The organism is Corallincola platygyrae (assembly GCF_039544265.1).
In the GTDB taxonomy this organism is placed as follows: domain Bacteria; phylum Pseudomonadota; class Gammaproteobacteria; order Enterobacterales; family Neiellaceae; genus Corallincola; species Corallincola platygyrae.
Map to the genome: position 1 here is coordinate 126,219 of NZ_BAABLI010000011.1, position 20,631 is coordinate 146,849.

Annotated in this window: 12 protein-coding genes; 7 read left to right on the forward strand and 5 right to left on the reverse strand. The window is 51.0% G+C overall.

The window, feature by feature from the left end:
- Positions 1-216: 216 nt before the first annotated feature.
- Positions 217-2,376: a hypothetical protein gene (locus tag ABEA14_RS09695; RefSeq protein WP_345339765.1), complete on the forward strand. Its 2,160-nt coding sequence runs from the start codon at positions 217-219 to the stop codon at positions 2,374-2,376.
- Between the two features lie 488 nt (positions 2,377-2,864).
- Here ABEA14_RS09695 and ABEA14_RS09700 read toward each other — a convergent pair whose 3' ends face one another.
- From ABEA14_RS09700 to hldE, 3 genes are all read right to left on the reverse strand, one after another.
- On the reverse strand, positions 2,865-3,176 hold the full coding sequence (locus ABEA14_RS09700) for a hypothetical protein (RefSeq protein ID WP_345339767.1): 312 nt from the start codon (positions 3,174-3,176) through the stop codon (positions 2,865-2,867).
- 241 nt (positions 3,177-3,417) lie between these two features.
- The gene (waaA, locus tag ABEA14_RS09705) at positions 3,418-4,704 is read right to left on the reverse strand and encodes a lipid IV(A) 3-deoxy-D-manno-octulosonic acid transferase (protein WP_345339768.1); all 1,287 of its coding nucleotides are present in this window, start codon (positions 4,702-4,704) and stop codon (positions 3,418-3,420) included.
- A 36-nt stretch (positions 4,705-4,740) separates the two neighbouring features.
- Positions 4,741-6,165 (reverse strand): bifunctional D-glycero-beta-D-manno-heptose-7-phosphate kinase/D-glycero-beta-D-manno-heptose 1-phosphate adenylyltransferase HldE, encoded by a 1,425-nt coding sequence (gene hldE / locus ABEA14_RS09710; protein ID WP_345339769.1) that lies wholly within the window; start codon positions 6,163-6,165, stop codon positions 4,741-4,743.
- Positions 6,166-6,345: 180 nt separating this feature from the next.
- Here hldE and lpxL point away from each other — a divergent pair, with 180 nt between their 5' ends.
- Together lpxL and ABEA14_RS09720 are read left to right on the forward strand one after the other, a co-directional pair.
- Positions 6,346-7,275, forward strand: coding sequence for an LpxL/LpxP family Kdo(2)-lipid IV(A) lauroyl/palmitoleoyl acyltransferase (gene lpxL / locus ABEA14_RS09715; RefSeq protein ID WP_345339770.1), 930 nt, complete (start codon positions 6,346-6,348; stop codon positions 7,273-7,275).
- Positions 7,276-7,364: 89 nt separating this feature from the next.
- Positions 7,365-9,932, forward strand: coding sequence for a sensor domain-containing protein (locus ABEA14_RS09720; RefSeq protein WP_345339771.1), 2,568 nt, complete (start codon positions 7,365-7,367; stop codon positions 9,930-9,932).
- Positions 9,933-9,956: 24 nt separating this feature from the next.
- Here ABEA14_RS09720 and glnE read toward each other — a convergent pair whose 3' ends face one another.
- Together glnE and ABEA14_RS09730 are read right to left on the reverse strand one after the other, a co-directional pair.
- Positions 9,957-12,854 (reverse strand): bifunctional [glutamate--ammonia ligase]-adenylyl-L-tyrosine phosphorylase/[glutamate--ammonia-ligase] adenylyltransferase, encoded by a 2,898-nt coding sequence (gene glnE, locus ABEA14_RS09725; protein WP_345339772.1) that lies wholly within the window; start codon positions 12,852-12,854, stop codon positions 9,957-9,959.
- Between the two features lie 82 nt (positions 12,855-12,936).
- Entirely contained in the window at positions 12,937-14,442 is a 1,506-nt protein-coding gene (locus tag ABEA14_RS09730) for a CYTH and CHAD domain-containing protein (RefSeq protein WP_345339773.1), read from the reverse strand.
- 147 nt (positions 14,443-14,589) lie between these two features.
- Between ABEA14_RS09730 and ABEA14_RS09735 the strand changes: the two genes are divergently transcribed.
- The 4 genes from ABEA14_RS09735 (at position 14,590) to putA (ending at position 20,578) form a co-directional block, all read left to right on the forward strand.
- Entirely contained in the window at positions 14,590-15,270 is a 681-nt protein-coding gene (locus ABEA14_RS09735; RefSeq protein ID WP_345339774.1) for a TIGR00153 family protein, read from the forward strand.
- Between the two features lie 12 nt (positions 15,271-15,282).
- Positions 15,283-16,548 (forward strand): inorganic phosphate transporter, encoded by a 1,266-nt coding sequence (locus ABEA14_RS09740; protein WP_345339775.1) that lies wholly within the window; start codon positions 15,283-15,285, stop codon positions 16,546-16,548.
- 100 nt (positions 16,549-16,648) lie between these two features.
- Positions 16,649-17,230 carry a TIGR04211 family SH3 domain-containing protein gene (locus ABEA14_RS09745; protein ID WP_345339776.1) on the forward strand — a complete coding sequence of 194 codons (582 nt, stop codon included), beginning with the start codon at positions 16,649-16,651 and terminating at the stop codon, positions 17,228-17,230.
- 180 nt (positions 17,231-17,410) lie between these two features.
- Positions 17,411-20,578, forward strand: a complete 3,168-nt coding sequence (gene putA / locus ABEA14_RS09750; protein ID WP_345339777.1) for a bifunctional proline dehydrogenase/L-glutamate gamma-semialdehyde dehydrogenase PutA — start codon at positions 17,411-17,413, stop codon at positions 20,576-20,578.
- The last annotated feature ends 53 nt before the right edge of the window (positions 20,579-20,631 follow it).

Consider the following 20,631-nt stretch of genomic DNA (forward strand, 5'->3'; position numbering starts at 1 on the left):
TACTTACATTTTTTCCTGCTATCTGCGCCTGCTCTCTATGCCTGCCTTCCTGCTATGCCCTGCTATAGTTAACTGGGTCTTATCAAGGGATCTTTGATAAATGGCTGACTTATTGAAATCTAGATAGAAAACTTGATCATATGTCGATTTTTTTTACACGAGATTGCAGTAGAGTCATAGATTAAACCCAATAATCTGTTCGTGAGGGGAGTATCGATGAGCTCCAACAGTAGCAAAGGCGATAAAGAGATAGACTCAATTGAATCAACCGAAGTGGTTGAGCGTGTTGTCATTACCGCTGATGAGATGGTGCCCGTGCCACCTCCTTCTCCCTATAATTTTTTCACCGAGCGGGAGTTAGAGAAGATCCTGGCCAACCTGGATACACTACGAGACGATGTCTATCCGCAAACTGGGTCAGAGCAGGAGAGAACGGCAGCAAACCACAGTTTTCCTTCGGTCTGTCTTATTGGACTGGGCCGTTGTGGCTCTAATATTGCGCTGGAAGTCGCTACCCTGGTTTACCGGGCACGCTCCTACTACCTGAACGAATTCAAAAGCCAAGAGCGGCAACGTCAGGAGAAAGATGGTCGGCCACTGCGCTGGATCCGCCGTCGCTTACATCTCAATGCTGACAATATCCTGAAACCGATCTTCCTGATCGAACCGATCGTGATGCTCGGTGATCTAGATAAAGATATCGCAGGCCGTATTCGTTATTCATCGCAAACAGAAGATGGCAAGTTCCTCGAAAACTACACCAAGATGAAGATCATGGACCTGTCAGAGGTCCATGCCGGCGGCGCAGGTAATGCCCCGATCCTCGGCCAGTATCTAGCGAAAATCATCTTGAACAAAGATACCGAGAAGTTCACCAATCAGGATTGGAAGTTTATCCACTCTTATCTGATTGACTCCTGCGGCATCAAAGCAAACCAAAGCAGACTTTACTTTTATATCTTCAGTGCGGGCGGCGGTACCGGCTCAGGTATGGCGTCAGAATTTGGCCTGGCGCAACAATACGCCTATATGCGTAAAACGTTCGAAGTGCGTCCCACAGAATCGCTGGATGATGATCGTCATCGTTCCTTTGTATTCGAGCCCATCTTCACCAGTGGTATCTGCATTCTGCCAAATATCACCAATCAACAGGTCAGCGTGTCTGAAGCCTTGCATATAAATGCCGGCCGCCTGCTATGTAAGTACCTGTCGGAAGAGTGGGACTTCTCCTACAACTACGAAGACGAAGCGGAAAGCGAAGCCAGCGTGATGCAGCGCATCCGGCCGTGGAATGCGATGATGCTGATATCCAATGACATCATGCGCTACGCCGAAGAGACCGACGATGGCAAAGTTGAGGATATTGACGTCAACTCGATGGAGAAATATGCCAACCAGTATATTTCTCAGCAGATCTTCAACATCCTGACCGCCCAAGCCGTCACCACAGACTACGACGAGAACTACTTCCGTCGTGCTGGTATCGATATTGGCGAAACCATTCGCCTCGATGCCAACGATCTGTTTATGAGTCTCGCAGGCCCGGTAGCAGTTGGCTACGCAGAAAGCGTGGTTCCTCATAACGAGGCGCTGTTTGGTGACAAACACCACGGTATCGATGTCGACGATCTATTCTACCGTTCAATCGAGCTGCCACACTTCAACAAAGACACCCAGGCGATCGAAGGGATCAGCTTGCTGCCAATCGAGTCGACTCGTTACCGCACCGCTCTGGAGAAATACAAAAACGGCAATTACGATGCCAATGCCCTCAACGACCTGCACTTCTTCAAGAACTGTTCGTCCGTGGTATCCATCGTATCGCTGCCAAAAGACTTCAAGCTTTCCTACGTGGCACTGAACAGGCTTAAGAGTCACCTCAACGCCCTGTTCCCCAACACCACGCTGAAACGCTATGCGCTTGTAATTGGGACCTCGGCTAACCTGTCGTTAACCACACTGGTAGCTAAGAGCCCTTGCCTGAGCGACGACTTTATCACGTTGATCGTTTCCTATATCAAACGCTGTTTCGCTAAAGACAAGTATCGCTACGACGACACCTTGGATAAAGTGTTAATCGATCTGATCAAGTCAGAAGAGTTTGATGAAACCAAGATAGACGCGCTGGTCAATCATTTCGAAAGCCCAGCCAAGATCCTGGATACCAACTGGTTTGCCATTAAACCTATGTATGAGAAGAAGTACCGCGAGTTGATTCGGGACGATAACAAGTTCCAGTCAATAAACGATATCCGTCTTTCCTCTGAAAACATCAAGAAGACGATCCGGTATCTGCGGGAGATCTACCGTCATAGGATCAGTCGCACCAAGATACTCAGCTTGAGTGAAAAGGGTTCACAACCCGCTGAGAAGTGATCACTTCCTGCCCCTTGAGAGAAAAAAGCCGCAAATAGCGGCTTTTTTAATAGCGATGGATAGTCTTATTACTTGATGTGGGTTCGGGCGCAACAAAGCAAAGTTTCCTGAATCAACTATTCGTTTCGCGCCCAAGTTAGGGAGTGAATACGCCTTCACTCCCTAACAACCCTCGCGCGCCCCAACTATGTGCTTGTCCGTCGCTCACGCTTTCGCCTTTTCTAACGGCTCGATAAACATCCCTGTTTAACGAGCCTAAGATGGGCATCCATGCCCATCTTCACGCTAAGCCTCGGCTCCGCTATGGGCACATAGAGGGGGAAGTATCCCGTAGCCAATCAAAAACTCAATTATGAGTCCGCAAGGATTAACAAACTGGAAACGCTCAAAAAGCTACAGCGAATGATCATTAACGACTTTATGTGACAATGCGAACACAAAAAAAGCCGCTTCAGCGGCTTTCTTACTCTCGAGATATGCAGAAACTGCTAATCACATTTCAGCAGCGCGTATTCCTCGATGATCATATAACGACCTTCCAGAATCGGCTCTTTATACGCCACAGTGTCGTAAGCGATACCATTCTTCTTCGAGAGATGAACAGCCTGCTCCTGCAAGCGAGTGAGAATATTATCGTAGGTGCGACCTACTGAAGAAAACGATAGCTCTTGCAGGTTCTTCATACCCAGCATGGTCTGGCATTCATGGATGCGGGCACCATACCAGGGCACCAGGCGTGGCGCGGCCAACGCGGAAACACTCATTAGCGAGAGCAAAACCGCCAGCACGATTCTTTTCATTTGCGACCCTCCTCAAAGTACTACAAGTGGCAACACAACCATTTCAGGAAAACCACGCTTCAAGCGAGTATCAAAGAGATTAGATTATGCCGCCTCACCCATTTGACACGGGTTTGATCAGTGGACTTACTGTAAGACTAGGCTACTGGTCATACAAGTTCAGGGAAGGATCTGAGATCTTTGGACTATCTCACGCTTTGACAAGATTTCTTTACGTTAACGTCAAGGGCATCACAGCACACTATCTGCGCGAGTATGCCGCGAGAATAGCATCTAACATTTTTTCCAACGCGCCTTGGCTCTCCAACACAACTTGCCGGCCTGCGTCTGCGGCTTTTAACACGGAGGGCTTATTGCCGAATAATGCTTTCAGTTTCAACGCCAACTCATCACCGTCGGCGATGCGCTGACAGTTACCAGCATCAACAAGCGATTGGGTAATTTCTTCGAAGTGGAAGTCGGAAGGGCCGGTCAGTGTGGGCATCCCCACTGCCGCAGGTTCAAGCAGGTTATGGCCACCATGGGGGATTAAACTGCCGCCTAAAAAGCAAATATCCGAGGCGCTCAACAACATCATCATTTCGCCCATCGTATCTGCCAAGTACACAGCACAATCGTTATCTGCAGGCTGCAGGCTGCGACGTCTAACCCCGCCATTCAGCAGATCACCGGCACTATCACAGGTGCGCTGACACAAGGCCATCACATCATCAAAACGCCCGGGATGACGAGGCACCAAAATCAGTGCGGCATCTGGATAATCCTGACGCACGAGCTTATGCGCTTCGAGTGCGGCCTCATCTTCATTGGGGTGAGTGCTGGCCGCTATCCATACAGGTCTGTCTTTACCTAGTTCAGTTCTTAGCTGAGAACCCGCCTCGCGGGCCTCATCCGATAGTTTGATATCAAACTTAAGACTGCCAGTTACCGTAACCACATCTTTTTTCGCACCGAGTTCGACAAGACGCGCGGCATCCATTCGGGTTTGAGCCTGGATCTGCTCGAACGTTTGAAGGATTGGTGAAATCAGTGATTTAAAACGACCGTAGCCTTTGCGTGACTGAGCCGACATTCGGGCATTGATAAGCAGTGCTCGCACACCTTTTCGGCGACATGCTGCTAAGGTATTTGGCCATAGCTCCATTTCCATCACAACGGCAAGTCTTGGGCGAGTGCGAGCGAGAAAACGTTTGGTTGCACCGGGCAGGTCAAATGGCGCATAACGATGAATAACACGATCACCGAAGGCCGCTTCCACTCGATCGGCACCGGTTCGTGTGGTAGTGGTGACCATCACTGGAAAATCAGGTTTAGTGTCTAACAAACGTTGAATCAGCGGGGTAATGGCAATCACCTCCCCCACGGACACCGCGTGAAACCAAACCGGATTGCCCTCAACGTCTGGCACAAATCCCAGATGTTCAGGCCAGCGCTTACCCACCGCCGGTTTACTACCTTTTGGCCAGTGCAGCCAAAACAGGCCAAACGGCAACGCCAAATAGATCAGTAATGAATAAATCAGGCGCACCCGTCAGCTCTCCCGGTAAGCACAAAAAATTAAGATCTAGTTGCCACGAATGGCATTGATAATCTCAGTGGTCGAACAACCGTCCTCAAAGTTAAGCACTTTAACCTCGCCACCATTAGCGCGAACCGCTTCACCACCAGCGATTTCGTCTGGGTGATAGTCGCCGCCTTTTACCAATAGATCCGGCAATACTTCGCCAATCAGACGTGCAGGCGTGTCTTCAGCAAAAGGCACCACCCAATCCACGGCGCCCAAACCCGCTAACACGGATGCGCGACGGTCAGTAGGATTTACCGGACGACCGGGCCCTTTCAGACGCGCCACCGATTCATCGGTATTTACCGCGACAATCAAACGATCGCCCAGCTTGGCCGCTTGATTAAGGTAAGCAACGTGGCCTGCGTGAAGGATATCGAAACAGCCATTGGTCATCACAATCTTTTCACCGCGGGCTTTGGCGGCTTTTACGGCATAAAGCAACTGGTCTTCAGTGACAGCACCAAAGCCGCCTTCCTGACGTTCACCAATGGCGTTGGCCAGTTCGATGGTAGAGACTGTAGAAGTACCCAATTTGCCAACCACAACACCTGCGGCCGCGTTTGCCAAGGCACAGGCCTCACCAAAAGATTTTTGTGCTGCCAATGAGGCTGCCAGTACCGAAATGACGGTATCGCCCGCCCCCGTGACATCGAATACCTCCTGCGCTAATGCTGGCAGATGTAGCTCTGGCTCATCAGCTTGCAGCAGGGTCATGCCATGTTCGCCGCGAGTGACCAGCAAGGCTTCAAGCTCCAGCTTTTCGCGCAGCGCGTGACCACGCTCGACCAGTTCCGCTTCGTCCTTGCACTTACCGACAATGGCTTCGAATTCGCCCAGGTTTGGCGTCATCAAAGTCGCACCGCGATACTTCTCAAAATCGGAGCCTTTAGGGTCAACCAGAACTGGTACGCCGGCTTCTTTGGCCAGTGCGATCATCTGCTGTACCGCAGACAACGCCCCTTTGGCGTAGTCAGAGAGAACCACCACTTTGGCATTGGCCAGTTGCGCCTTCATTTGCGCCAGCATGGGCGCAGGATCGACGTCGCCAAACCCTTCTTCAAAATCGAGTCGAATAAGCTGCTGGTGACGGCTTAAGATCCGGAGTTTGGTAATGGTAGGAAAGTCAGGTAAGCGGTAAAAATCACACTCGACATTCACCCCTTGAAGCTTGCCAGCCAAAGCATCTGCAGCCTCATCCTGGCCTGTCATTCCGATGAGCACTGCATCACCACCGAGCGCTGCGACGTTTAGTGCCACGTTGGCGGCACCACCAGCACGCTCTTCGATCTGCTCAACCTTAACCACTGGCACAGGCGCTTCGGGAGAAATGCGTGACGTGGGTCCATGCCAGTATCTGTCCAGCATTACATCGCCGACAACCAACACACTGGCAGTATCAAAATCAGGCAGGCTTACTCGCATAACTATTTGTCCCGGGGAGATAAAGTGACGGTATTCTAATGACGGCAACCGCGTCTTGCCAGTTCCGTCACAGATATAATGATAGGTTAGAAATGATTAACGGCATTCGACACATATCAAGCTGGGCAATAGAATAGCCTGAAAAACAATAATAAATAGAATTCTCATCCGGAGTTGCACGTGAAGCACGCCCCCAAACTGACCTTAAGCATGGCCCACCCTAAATACTGGTTAACCTGGATCGGTTATGCCATTTTTTGGCTGGTCGTACAGTTGCTTCCCTACGCAGTGCTAATGGCGCTAGGAAGAGGTTTGGGCCGGCTGATGCAGCGTTTGTTAAAAAAACGCTCGCGCGTTGCCGAACGTAATCTAGAGCTTTGTTTTCCCGATATGCCGCAGGCAGAGCGCGATAATCTGGTCACCCGTAACTTTGAATGCGCAGGCATGGCTCTGATTGAAACCGGGATCGCCTGGTGGTGGCCAGATTGGCGCACCCGTCCGCTTTGCCATATCGAAGGTATGGAGCATTTAGAACAGGCTAGCGCTGAGGGACAAGGTGTCGTGCTGTTAAGTATGCACTTTCAAACCCTGGAGATTGGTGGCCGCATCTATGCGATGGAGCATGAAGGCACCGGTTTCTACCGCCCCAATAAAAATCCCATCATCGAGTATTTCCAATACCATGGCCGTTCTCGTGGATGCGGCGATCTAATCGACAAGCGTGACATCAAGGGCGCGATTAAACGATTAAAACAAGGCGGACGGGTCTGGTACGCACCCGATCAGGATTACGGGCGCCGCAGCAGCATCTTTGTACCTTTTTTTGCCGTGCCGGATGCCCCTACCATTCCCGCAACAGCGAACCTGGCCAAACTTGGTCGCGCCAAGGTGATCACCTTTGTCCAGAGTCGACTGCCAAATAACAAAGGCTACCTGCTGTCGATTCGTCCGCCCTTGGAAAACTTCCCGACAGGTGATCAGGAAGCCGATACTATTCGGATTAATCAGGTGATCGAAGAGGAAGTGCTGAAACAGCCAGAGGAGTACATGTGGTTGCATCGACGCTTTAAAACCCGGCCTGAGCCTGATATGCCCTCTTATTACACCTAATTTGGAGGCTGACCAGCAAATCCTAAGTCATTGCTATACTTGATTGGCAAACCGCGAATGCGTTTCCCCAATGGAGTGACAGCATCGAGATGGATTTACTGAGACCACTGCTCAAAGCCCGTACCCTGAACCAGTGGCTGGATGGCCTTATTTCATGGATCACTCCCTACTGCCATTGTGAACGGTTAAGCCTGGTGCTTTGGGACGACGATCAGGTAGTGCTGGTGCTCGACCATCAGCAAAGCGGCAGTCAGATCTTTCATAGCCAGGACGTCGAAAAGCTCTCTCCCCCTCTGCCCTGGTCAGCTTTAGGTCGGGTCGACGACGCCCAACCTCAATTTATCCGTTTGGAAAATGATTCTCCGGTGACCCAGTCCTGGACACTTACCCTGCCCTGCGCGCAGCCATTCGAAGCGGTTATCTATATTGAAGCCGCGATAGAGGACGATGTTTCTGCGCTGTCAGAGATCGCCTTTCAGGCTCAGTTTTTGGCAGATCTATTGATCCTGCAGTGGGATCTGAATATTTTGCAGCGACAGCAGTTTCGCATGTCTGACTCTCCGCTCAGCAGTGGCGAAGTAGACCTGTTACCCATCATCGAACATTCACCCGCCGCCATTTCTGCAAAGGATTTAAATGGCAATATACTGTTTGTTAACAGACACTTTTCTAAACTAGAAGGCCCACCGCCCGAAGAATACGTGGGCAAAAACGTATTCGAGCTGTTCCCCAAAGATATTGCTTCGCAATTGTGGAGTAATGATCTTGAAGCGATAAACAAAAACGGTATCGAGATCGAAGAGAGCGTTTACCATAGAGATGGGACACTGCATACCTACCTTTCCAACAAGTTCCCACTTCGCGACCGTACCGGAGAAATTTTTGGTGTCTGTGCCATCTCAACGGATATAACGTTACGCAAAGCAACGGAAAGCGAGCTGAGAGAAAGCGAACAGCGGCTAAAAACTCTGCTGCGATATGCGCCAGAAGCGATCCTTATTTTCGATGTCGACCGAGGACGTTACGTCGACGCCAACCGCAATGCTGAAAAGCTGTTCGGACTGAGAAAAAAGGCGCTGCTGCAAATAGACGCAGACCAACTCTCCCCCGACCTTCAAGCGGATGAATCTCTTTCCAAGCAACAACGCGCGCACTTTATTGCTCGCACCCTGTCAGATGAAGTGCCTCATTTTGAGTGGCAGGTGCTAAACAGTCGGGGTGAACAAGTGCCATGCGAAGTACGCATGGTGCAACTGCCTATGAGTGGCAGGCGGCTGATACGAGAGTCGTTAATCGACATATCGACCCATAAAGACTCAGAGCGTAAGCTCAAAGAACATGAAGCCCACCTGGAATACATTGCCCATCACGATGCATTAACGGGGTTACCTAATCGTTTACTGCTGGCTGACCGCATGGAACATGCTCTGGCCTTGGCCAGACGCTCAGATACACGTGTCGCATTCCTGCTGTTCGACTTGGATCGGTTTAAATACATTAATGACACACTGGGCCACGACACTGGCGATAAATATCTCAAGGTCATTGCCAGTCGCCTGTCGGATACAGTGCGCACCATGGATACCGCAGCACGCCTGGGTGGGGATGAATTTGTAATTCTGATAGAGCAGTTCGGCGCGCTGTCAGATATTAATCAGGTGGCGCAAAAACTTATTGAGCGGTTAGGTGAACCCTGTAACGTGGCAGGACACGAACTCTCTCCCTCCTTAAGTATCGGCATAAGCGTGTTTCCTGATGATGCCAACAGCACTGAAAGCCTGCTCAAACATGCCGATATCGCCATGTACAAAGCCAAAGAAGCTGGCGGGCGTCAATTTCGTTTTTTCACTGGCGAGATGGACCAGCGCACCTCCCACCATCTTCAACTGGAAACAGAGTTACGTCAGGCGATAGCTTCAGATCAGTTATCACTGGTATATCAGCCACAGGTGTCTCTCGAAAACGGCCAGCTCTGTGGTATCGAAGTACTGGTGAGATGGCATCACCCCAAACGAGGCATTATCTTCCCCGGTGAATTTATTCCATTAGCGGAAGAAACAGGGCTGATCAATGAACTGGGTTACTGGGTGATGGAACACGCTTGCCGACAACTGAAAAAATGGCACAAGAAGCAGATTAAAACGCCTCGCCTATCGATCAACCTCTCAGCTAGACAGTTCCATCAGCACGATCTACTGGATCACCTTAAATCGCTACTGACGGAAAACAATCTGGTACCAGAAGATATCGAGTTTGAAATGACTGAGAGTATGCTGATGGCGGATGCGGTTGAAACCGAGCGCTTGCTTGCTCAGATCGCCAACTTTGGTATTTCACTGGCCATCGATGACTTTGGCACCGGCTATTCGTCGCTCGCTTACCTGCAGAAATTTCCGATACACAGACTCAAAATTGATCGCCGTTTTATTCAGCACCTTCCCGACAACGGCAACGACAGTGTCATTGTCTCAGCGATTATCGCTATGGCGCACAATATGGGCATGACGGTACTGGCAGAAGGCGTCGAAACAGGCGAGCAGCAAAGATTTTTAACGCGCATGAAATGCGACGAAGCACAGGGTTACCTGTTTGCCAAACCTTTGCCGACCGAGGCCTGTACCAGTTACCTGCTGCAACATCAGGATGAGCTTTTTTGACCCGAGCAAACAAGTCGCCTCGAGCTAGCTATCCTCTTTCATCTCTCGATAGTCTGCCAGGTGCTCAGCCCAGGCTGACGTAATCTGCTGCCGGGTCTGCTGCCACTGCTCGGCAGACAGAAGCCCCGGTTGCTGCTGCAAGGCCAGCCGATGGTTTTCATCACGCAAACTGCAATAGGCTTCGGTCAAAGCATCAGCCTGCGCTGCATCCATAAGCCCCTGCTGTGCCAGGGTCTCAAAAATACGGACATTGTCAGACCAGATAGCGAGCGGTTCATGGTCGTAGCTATTGGCCAGCACAAGGTATTGTGCGAGAAACTCAATATCGACAATACCACCATGATCCTGCTTGAGATCGTATTGCTGCAGATCGCCTTTGTTAAGGTGGCGATACATTTTGCCACGCATTTTGGCCACATCATCCGCCAATTCACGCTTGTCCCGGGATTGCCTGAGCACGGCGTGTCGGATCCGATCAAACTCGTCCGTCATCGCCTTGTCACCGAACACAACACGACTGCGAACCAAAGCCTGATGCTCCCAGGTCCAAGCGTCTTTGTGCTGATAATCGGCAAAGCTATCGATATGGCTCACCATCAGGCCCGAAGCGCCTGATGGACGCAGACGCATATCAATTTCATAAAGCACACCGGACGGCGTGCGAGTGGTAAACAGGTGGATAATTCGCTGGCCCAGCTTCAAATAGAACTGCTGGTTATCAAGAGATTTCTCTCCCTGCGTGGCCCCTGAAGGCGCATGATGAAGAAACACCAAGTCCAGATCAGAGCCATACCCCAACTCTATGCCCCCCATTTTGCCGTAACCAATCACGGCAAAACCGTAGCTATTATCTTCTAGTCCGCTTGGCGCACCATAGCGTGTCACCATCTGCTGCCAGGCCATGGTAACCACCTGCTCAATCAAGGCCTCAGCAAGGGCTGTCAGATGGTCACTCACCTTCATCAGTGGTAGTGCGCCTGCGATATCGGACGCGGCGATACGCAGCTGTTGGATCTGCTTAAATTGGCGCAGCGCTTCCATTTGCTGTTCCAGATCATCTTCAGGAATGCGAAGCACAAATTCCCGCAACTCTTCCCTGTATTGGCTTAGGCTTGGCGGATGATACAGGTGGGCAGGGTCGATCAATTCATCCAGCAATAACGGGAATCGTGACAGCTGCTCTGCGATCCAGGGGCTGGCAGAACAGAGCCGACACAATTGATCCAGGGTGCCGGGGTTTTCCAGCAGCAGTTCTAAGTAAGCGGTACGCGTAAGAATACGGGTAAGCACGGTGACTACCCGTTCAAACAGCATCACAGGTTCGTCCGCACAGCAGATCCGCTGCAGCAGACTGGGCATCAGCTTAGTCAGGGTTTCACGACCACGATTGCCCATGGCTCGCTGCTGGCACTGAGTTCGAAAATCCACTATCAGGCGACAGAGTTTTTCTGTCTTGTCTGGGGTAACCTCGAGCTCAGCCAAGATGGGGATCACTTCATCCGGTGGCAAGTCGTGCTGCCAGATCTCAACGTAGTGCTCATCGACCTCTTCTTTGTTCTCCTCTTCTTCGCCAATGACCAGGTGGAAAACATGATGAACAGCTTCCGTATGGACGCGCAGAGCATCAAGAAACTCTTCGTAGCTAGCAAATCCCAGGGCAAACGCGAGGCGGCTCTGGTCAAGTGGAATCTCCGGTAACATTTGAGTCTGCTGGTCACCGATAGCCTGAATAACCTGCTCGCTCTGACGAAGGAACAGATAGGCCTGATGAAGGACATCGGCGTCAGCCAGAGAAAGCAGTCCGTTTTCACGGAGGTGAGTCAATGTTTCCAGGAGTCCGTGACTTTGCAGCATCTGCATTCGCCCGCCTCGGATCAGCTGCCAGACCTGAACGATAAACTCAATCTCGCGGATCCCTCCAGCGCCCAACTTGATGTTGCTGTTTTGCGAACGACGACGTACTTCTCGGCTGATCATCGCTTTCATCTGTCGTAAAGAATCGATTGCGGAGTAATCAATATAGCGACGGTAGATAAACGGCCTGAGCAAGGCTTCAAGCTCTTGATGGAACCTTCCACGCGGGCCAAGCGTACGCGCTTTTACCATAGCGTAGCGTTCCCACTCACGCCCCTGCTCCTGGTAATAGTCTTCAAGTGCAGCAAAACTCAACACCAACGGGCCACTGTCTCCAAAAGGACGCAGTCTCATATCAACGCGGTAAACAAAACCATCAGCGGTAGATTGCGACAGTAGATTAATCAGACGCTGACCCAACTTGGTAAAGAATTGCTGATTATCCCAACTGCGTCTTGCGCCCTGGGTCTCACCGTTTTCTGGGAAGGCGAAAATCAGGTCGATGTCGGAAGAGAAATTGAGCTCCCCACCACCCAGCTTGCCCATACCCAGCACCAGCATAGGCTGAGGCTGACCCGACACTCTGCCGGTTGGCGTACCCATCTGTTTAGTTAGCTGCTGATAGGCCCAAGCCAGCGCCTGACAAACCATGGCATCCGCCAACCGCGATACCCGCGACATGGTTTGCTCTATCGTGGCCAGATGCAACAGATCGCGCCAAGCGATCAATGTCATCTCGCGGCGACGAAGCACACGCAAGCATTTTTGTACCGCGGCTTCATTGTCTCCACATTCGCCCAATTTCGGCGCCAGCCACTGATGGTAATCTTGTGGCCCCGGCTGCTGCAGCTCTGTATCTAGCACCTGCAACGCCCAATCAGGCTCCTTCATCAGGCTGTCTGCAATAAAATCGCTGAGTCCAAGCCCCAATTTGAGCACCGAAACGTGTTGTTCGCTCAGATATTGACAGCTGAGCGTTTGCTTCTCGCAGACCTCTTTAAACTGCAGCCATCGAGTCTCAGCCAACTCAGCAATGTTTGGGGGAAGCTTGGCCAAATCGGTTTTCATTAAGAGTACCTGTGCAGATGGGAATGCAGCACCACACATGAAAGGTCATGCATGGCACTGAATTGGAAGACTGTTATCAAAGTTAGCCGAATATAGGGCTTTGAATGGCAGAAAAACGTGATTGCTCCAGCGCATGCAGCAAAGACTTGCGTTTTCGCTTGAGCCACTTCAAAAATTGCTCACGCTCTTTAAGCGGCCAGGATTCTGCCAACTGTTCCAAATAGTTCAGTTGGTGCCACTCCTTGCTGCCACGGTATAGATCCAGCCATGGTTCGGCGCAGTCTGCGCCCTGCTCCGCACTGAATAGGTCGGCAAAACAGAGACGATAGCCCAATGCTATCTCCAGATGGGCGAAATGTTCCTGGTACAACTGACCATTGAACTCATCACCCTGGTAGCTGAGATGCAACTGCTGCCAAAGTGAAGTAAGTTGCTGCCGACCGGAGCTTTTTATACTTTGTTCCAACGCATCTTTGTCGCCAACCATGTAACGCCGCCAACCCTGCTCGAACAACCATTCCGTCAACGACAGTACCAGCTGGCAATAACGGGTTGAAAGCAGCAATTCGCTCACTTCCTGTTGGTCCGGCGACTGTTCTGAGATCATTTGCAGCTCACTGACTATCAACGCCTGGTCATCAAGCTTACGCAAAAAGTGGCCATCGTCCTCCAATGCGTGTTGTCGATGCGAAGCCTCGCGTACCCACGACAGCGAAGACATCAGCCACTTCAACTCATCTCGCAAAGTCTCGCTGGCCTCAAGAGGAATAGCTTCTTTATAAGCTTCAAAAACCTGCTGCAACCAGAGATAGCCGTAATAAAGCGCTTCTACCGCCCTAAAAGAGGGGGAAGTGAGAAAACTCTGCTCATTATGTTGAATGGTATCCAGAGCGCTTTTTACCGTTGCCTCGAAAGCGGTTTCAACCGACGACTGCCGTTCAAGACTTACCGGGCGAAGTTTGCACACGGGATATTCCACTTCACCTTTGGCCAGTCGGTAGCCTCGAGCCGCTTTACTCAAATGCCCCAGCCTCGCTGGTACCACGTTGGAAACTGTGCGCGCCAGGCCAAATAGGTGGTCTGGATCGCCTTTAAGCAGTTCGAACTCCACTTCAGCAATGGGCTCTTCGAGGTGATTGGCTTCTACCAGACCAAGATCGAGTGCCACCTCTACCTCAGAGCCATCGTCAAATCGGAGACACCAACTGCGACGTCGAAAGTTGGTCGAGAAAATAGGCACCAGCTTCTTCTGAAGTTTTTTCTTGTTCACACCATCAGGCCAGATATCTTCCGGAAATAGAGTGATATCAGGACGGCTGCCTTCAATCGGCAAGTTGTATTCAGGGCGCTGGTGTAAACCGCCGACTACACGACCGGCGGTTTTAATGGTCTGAACCGCCACATCATCGGTAGATCTGACCCGCAACCCTATATCGAGGTCGCGAAGTTGCCGATCTGGCGTATCAAAGTAGATATTGGCCAGCTGCTTATCAGCAGAGAAATAAACATCTGCTGCACTTTCAATTGCTTGAACCAGATCATCCGATTCGCCCGAAATGACCAGTTTGATCTCTATTTCTGTATCCATCGACTACATTCAATTTGATGCAGGTCGGTATCGACCTATAAATTGCCCGACATGCGACTGAATAGGTTCCATGCGTTCGCCACTTCAGCTAGTATTCAGCGCCGATTTGTTACGGTCAAATGACAACACACCTCAGGAAGTGCGTTTATGCCATTAAATAACATCATGGGAGTTTTTGCTAAGTCTCCCATTAAACCGTTAGAAGAGCATATTAATAAAGTTCACGCCTGCTGCGAAGAACTACCTAATTTCTTTAAGGTTGTTCGGCAGCAAGATTGGGAGGCTGCTGGCAAAATTCGCGAAAAAATCTCCAAGATGGAGAAAGAAGCGGATGCCCTTAAGCGTGAAATTCGCCTCACTTTGCCCGGTGGCTTGTTCATGCCTGTAGAGCGCACCGACATGCTGGAGCTGCTCACTCAGCAAGACAAGATAGCCAACATCGTGAAAGATATCGCAGGTCGGGTAATCGGTCGTGAGATGACTATCCCTGAAGCGATGGCCGATGATTTTGAAGCCTATGTTGCTCGCTGTCTTGACGCCACGGCGCAAGCCAAAAAAGCGATCAATGAATTAGACGAACTTCTGGAAACCGGCTTCCGTGGCCGTGAAGTTGATCTGGTTGAAAAAATGATCCACGAGTTGGATCTGATTGAAGATGATACCGACAGCATGCAGATCAAGCTTCGCAGGCAGTTACGTGACATGGAGCCTGATCTCAATCCTATTGATGTCATGTTCCTCTACAGAATCATTGAATGGGTTGGCGACGTGGCCGACCAGGCTGAGCGTGTAGGTGCGCGCCTCGAACTCATGCTTGCACGCACGTAAGGTAATGCAGTAATGGAAATTCTCGTAAATTACAGCTTTGAACTGGTATTGATGGCCGGACTGTTCGGCTTCTTTATGGCTTGGGGTATTGGCGCGAATGACGTGGCCAACGCTATGGGAACCTCGGTGGGGTCCAAAGCATTGACCATCAAACAGGCCATTATTGTCGCCATGATCTTTGAATTTGCTGGCGCCTATCTGGCTGGTGGCGAAGTAACATCAACTATCCGTAAAGGTATCATCGACAGTAGTTATTTTATCGATGTACCCGAACTGCTGGTATACGGCATGATCGCGTCGCTACTGGCGGCAGGCACATGGCTGTTAGTGGCTTCTTATCTGGGTTGGCCAGTTTCTACCACCCACTCCATCATCGGTGCCATTGTTGGCTTCGCAGCGGTTGGTGTAAGTGTTGATGCGGTCGCCTGGGGCAAGGTAGGCGGCATCGTCGGAAGCTGGGTCGTCACTCCTGCGATCTCTGGTTTTATTGCTTATCTCATCTTTATGAGTGCGCAAAAACTGATTTTCGATACCGAAGATCCGTTGAAGAATGCCAAGAAATATGTGCCTGTATACATGGGCCTGGCAGGTTTCGTTCTGTCTTTGGTAACCATCAAGAAAGGTCTCAAGCACGTCGGGCTTCACCTAAGTGCAGTTCAAGGCTATAGCCTAGCTGTTGCTATCGCAGTTGTTCTAGCGATCATTGGAATGGTGGCCATCAGTCGCTTGAAAATTGATCCCAAAGCCGACCGCCGAATGCACTTTGCCAATGTAGAGAAGGTATTCGCTATTTTGATGGTAGTAACGGCCTGCTGTATGGCGTTTGCTCACGGCTCCAATGACGTAGCAAATGCGATTGGTCCATTGGCTGCTGTAGTTTCTGTTGTTAACAGTGGTGGTGAGATCGCCAAGAAAGCCGCTCTTGCATGGTGGATCCTGCCTCTTGGTGCGGTAGGTATTGTCGCAGGTCTGGCCATTTTTGGTCATCGTGTTATGGCAACGATTGGTCGTGGTATTACTCACCTGACACCGAGTCGTGGATTCGCTGCTGAGCTGGCCGCTGCATCTACAGTAGTTATCGCATCAGGTACTGGCCTGCCAATCTCCACCACTCAAACATTGGTAGGTGCGGTGCTGGGGGTTGGTATGGCTCGTGGTATTGCAGCACTGAACTTGAGCGTGATCCGCAATATTGTGGTGAGCTGGGTGGTCACTTTGCCCGCAGGTGCCGTGATGTCCATCATGTTCTTCTACATGCTTAAGGGAATTTTCTCCTGATTTAGGGCGCCTCCGGTGTGAGGTGCTTGCCAATTCTCGGGGGACGCAATAGCATGAGCTTCCAATTATTGTGTCCCCTGCATATCACCAAGGTTTAGCTGTGAAGAAACTACTGTTATCCCTTCTGTTTTTCTTTCCTTTGCTCTCGGCTCATGCCGCTGAAGGTAGTTTTAAGTACGTTAGCGACGAGCTGACCATTTTCATGCACTCTGGCCCCAGTACCCAATATCGCATCCTTGGGACAATTAAAGCCGGCAGCCGAGTACAGGTTCACCCTGATGCCAGTGACACTGGTTACATCAAAGTGACAGATCCAAAAGGTAAAACTGGCTGGGTAGATGGCCAGATGCTAAGTCGCGCGGTAAGTCTGCAATATCGCCTGCCTCAGTTGGAGGAGCAGGTTGCTACCCTGAAAATGGAACTGCAAAGCCGCAATGAAGAGCTGGCAGCCCTAAAACAAAACCTGTCAGCATTGCAGGAGCAATCTCAAGCTATCGCTGAAGAACGCGATAAAACGATGGCGTCCAATGAACAACTCAATGCCAAGTTGGACAACATGGATGAATCGACTCAGATGGAGTGGTTCTGGCGCGGCGCAATCGTTTTGGGTGTGGGCATGCTGGTAGGACTCATCATTCCATTCCTGCCCCGTCGCAAGAAGCGCCAGGAACAGTGGATGTAGCCCTGCGCCTGATCAGTGCAATACAGCACACATAGCTTTACAGAAACGGCGCCTTTTGGCGCCGTTTTTTTTCATTCTTGATACTCCATATCCTGCCATCCGAGCGCTAAAATCAGCTTCAAACAACGTGAAACAAATGCCTAAATAAGACTCGTAAGAAGTCCCCCGGAGAGCTACCAGATGTTCACCCCCAGTCAGCTACTCAAAGACGAATATCAACCCGATGCAACCATCATCTGGCCACAGATAAGTGCCACCTACTTTGCTGATGAAGAGCAATATCTGAAAGAGCTTCTCAGGTTAGTTGACCAAGATGCCCGCACGCTGGACCAAGTGACAGACAAAGCAGAGCAATTGGTCAGCCATGTACGAGAAGGCCACCGAGGTGGCGAAGGCCTGGATGCATTCCTGCAGCAATACAGTCTGGATACGCAGGAAGGCATTATTTTGATGTGTCTGGCTGAGGCATTGTTACGCATCCCAGATGGAGCAACCGCAGACGCACTGATTAAAGACAAGCTCAGTGGTGCCGATTGGGCCAAACACCTGAAAGGTTCAGATTCGCTTTTGGTCAATGCGTCTACCTGGGGCCTGATGCTCACAGGCAAGGTGATCAACCTAGACAAGAACATCAATGGTGAGCCCTCTCATTTGCTAAATCGCATGGTGACCCGTCTCGGCGAGCCTGTCGTACGCAAAGCCATGTATGCCGCCATGAAGATCATGGGCAAACAGTTTGTACTTGGCCGCAATATTAAAGAAGCACTGAAAGCCAGCCAGAAAAGCCGTAAGTCAGGCTACACCCACTCTTACGATATGCTGGGCGAATCGGCGCTGACGATGGAAGATGCCGATCGTTATCTTGATAGCTATAAAGCAGCAATAACGACACTCGGTGATACTAGTTTCGATACCGCTCTCGGGCCACGACCAACCATATCAGTGAAGCTGTCTGCGCTGCACCCGCGCTATGAGGCTGCTCAGTATGATAGAGCGGTTAATGAGATGAGCGCACGCCTGGCGACTCTGGTCACCCATGCGCGCTCTCTCGATGTAGGAATACAATTAGACGCTGAGGAAGCCGATCGCCACGAAATGATGCTGGCGATATTTGAGCGCGTTTATCGCAGTGACGCAGCCAAAGACTGGGGTAACTTCGGTATCGTAGTGCAGGCTTACGCTAAGTGGGCATTACCTACGCTTATCTGGCTGACTGAAATCGCCAGAAGCCAAGGCGATCTAGTCCCTATTCGCTTGGTGAAGGGCGCTTACTGGGACAGTGAAATAAAGTTATGTCAGCAGCGTGGTCTCAGTAGCTATCCGGTTTACACACGCAAGGCCTCTACCGACTGCAGCTACCTAGCCTGTGCCAAGTACCTGCTGAGCAATCGCACTCAGGATCTGATCTTCCCGCAGTTTGCGACTCATAACGCCCACACCGTAGTGGCGATCCAGCAAATGGCAGGACAGCGCAAGTTTGAGTTCCAACGCCTTTGGGGCATGGGTGACGAACTTTATGACACACTGCTGGCTAATCATCCGGGCCAAGCCGTTCGGATCTACGCGCCTGTTGGCGAACATAAAGACCTACTGCCTTACTTGGTTCGCCGCCTATTAGAAAATGGCGCTAACACCTCGTTTGTACATAAACTGGTTGACCCGAAAACCCCAACACAGAGCCTGGTTGAACACCCGATACGCGTTTTAGGGCAGGCCCCTTCGCTGGTGAACAATCGAATCGCGCTGCCAAATGCTATCTATCCAGACCGCGTAAACTCTGCCGGGGTTAACCTTGATCTCAGCGCATCGGCCAAGCCCTTTTTTGATCAGCTGAATCGGTTTAAGAAACACAGCTGGAGCGCTTACCCGCTGGTAAATGGCGAACCGTCGACAGACGCGGGCAAGATCGTTGACGTTCTATCACCAAGGGATCATCAGGATATCGTCGGTAAAGTCGCTTGGGCGGGAAAAGCGCAAGCACAACATGCCGTTGATGTGGCCTGTGAAGCGTTTTTAACCTGGCGGCGGGTAGATGTCGAAGAGCGTGCCAGATTGCTGGAGCAGCTTGCAGATCAGCTCGAAACCCATCAGGCCGAGTTGATCGCAATGTGCACACGAGAGGCAGGTAAGCAATTACACGACGGCGTAGATGAAGTACGCGAAGCCGTAGACTTCTGTCGCTACTATGCCGCGGAGGCAAGAAAGCTGTTTCATGAGGGCGCACCTCTGCCCGGCCCCACCGGTGAGCTTAATGAACTGTTTGTGCAGGGCCGTGGCGTATTCGTATGCATCAGTCCCTGGAACTTCCCACTTGCCATTTTCCTCGGACAGATCGCTGCGGCGCTGGTCACTGGAAACACAGTGATCGCCAAACCTGCTGAGCAAACCAGCTTGATCGCCTATCGCACCGTCGAATTAATGCATCAGGTAGGCTTTCCTGAAGCCGTCGTTCAAATACTGCCAGGCAGTGGCAAGGAGCTGGGCGCTGCTCTTACCTCAGACCCACGAGTTGCCGGCGTCTGTTTCACGGGTTCGACGCAAACAGCACAACATATTAATCGTTCATTAGCGGCTCGTGATGGCGCTATTGCCACACTGATCGCCGAAACCGGTGGTCAAAATGCGATGCTGGTGGACAGTACCGCGCTACCCGAACAGGTAGTGAAAGATGTCCTTCAATCTGCATTTGCCAGCGCAGGGCAACGCTGCTCAGCGCTCCGGGTTCTTTACCTGCAGGAGGAGATTGCCGATCGCGTGATCAACCTGTTGAAGGGCGCTATGCAGGAGCTGACCATAGGTGATACCTGGTACCACCATACCGACATAGGCCCAGTCATCGACCAAACGGCTCAGCAAAAACTGCTTGCTCATATCGATGAGATGGCAAAGCGTGGCAAGCTATTGGCACAAGCTCCCATGCAAGACGAAACCAAGTTGGGTAGTTATGTCCCTCCAACCGCGCTTGAGATTGACCATATCAACTGGCTTTCACAAGAACAGTTTGGCCCCATCCTGCATATCATTCGCTACAAGAAGTCAGCCCTAGGTGAGATCCTTAGCCAGATAAACGCTACCGGATTTGGACTGACACTGGGTATTCACACCCGCAATACGCAGTTGGCTCTGGCCATTGCCGATCAGGTCAATGTGGGCAACGTCTATATCAACCGTAATCAGATTGGCGCCATGGTCGGTACTCAACCATTTGGCGGTCAGGGGTTATCGGGCACAGGCCCGAAAGCCGGTGGGCCACGTTATCTAACCCGATTCATCACAGAGAAGACACGTACTAACAACATCACTGCCGTTGGCGGTAATGCTTCTCTGCTGAGTCTGGGGGATGGCTAGTTACAACTCTCATCAAAAAGGCCTCATCTGAGGCCTTTTTTAATCATCTAAAT